Below are 476 nucleotides of genomic sequence, written 5' to 3' on the forward strand. Positions count from 1 at the left end.
GATGGGAAGAGTTAAGAGGAAAACAGTATAAGGGCAACTACTTCTCTGTCGTCGCCTTCGTCTTGCCAATCGAAGAGTTTTCTTTGCACTGTTTTGTAATTGGAAGATAGAAAAGGAAAACAGTATAAGGGCAACTACTTCTCTGTCGTTGCCTTCGTCTTGCCAATTGAAGAGTTTTCTTTGCACTGTTTTGTAATTGGAAGAGAGAAAAGGAAAACAGTATAAGGGCAACTACTTCTCTGTCGTCGCCTTCGTCTTGCCAATCGAAGAGTTTTCTTTACACTGTTTTGGATAGGAAGAGCGAAAAGGAAAACAGTATAAGGGCAACTACTTCTCTGTCGTCGCCTTCGTCTTGCCAATCGAAGAGTTTTCTTTACACTGTTTTGGATGGGAAGAGTTAAGAGGAAAACAGTATAAGGGCAACTACTTCTCTGTCGTCGCCTTCGTCTTGCCAATCGAAGAGTTTTCTTTGCACT

Origin of the sequence: Peribacillus simplex, assembly GCF_001542915.1 — a bacterium.
In the GTDB taxonomy this organism is placed as follows: Bacteria; Bacillota; Bacilli; order Bacillales; family DSM-1321; genus Peribacillus; species Peribacillus simplex_B.